The sequence below is a fragment of the Neisseria sp. P0021.S006 genome (genome assembly GCF_051956895.1).
Genome location: NZ_JBQCWZ010001163.1, coordinates 1 through 474, shown reverse-complemented (window position 1 = coordinate 474; position 474 = coordinate 1). Strand labels below are relative to the sequence as shown.

At 45.4% G+C, this 474-nt stretch carries 1 protein-coding gene; it reads left to right on the top strand.

The window, feature by feature from the left end:
* Window positions 1–88: 88 nt before the first annotated feature.
* On the top strand, window positions 89–474 hold a 386-nt coding region (locus tag ACTHUM_RS19265), incomplete at its 3' end, for a pyridoxamine 5'-phosphate oxidase family protein (protein WP_440403893.1).

Here is a 474-nt window from a genome sequence, read left to right as displayed (position 1 = left end):
CAATTATCATTTGCAAATTTAAAAAATCGCCGTATAATACAACCCATCGAAACAAAACAACCGCACAACAGAATGAAAGGAGAAGAAAATGCCCGAAAGTATTTTTAAGCAAGTCTCCCTTGATATTCTGAGACTGCACCAACAAGCCATCCGCTCTTTGATCGCCACCAAGTGTTGCGATGAATGCGAAGTACATGACGCAGTATTCATTACTTTAGATGGCCGATATTATGTTTGGCTCCCTTGTATGGGCAAATCGCCCCAATCAGAAACCGGTATCCTGCTGATTGAAGATGAAGACGGCAATACACGCTTGAGCTGGGTTGCCGATACACGCGAAGTCAAGCAAAAAGACAGTCTGTACAACCGCGTTGTTTCCGCCCTGCAAAGAAAAATGCAGCGCACGAAAAACAAATTTATCCAGTCGGCAAACGCCCGATTGCTTGAGCTGACGCCTCAGCAAGGCCGTCTGAC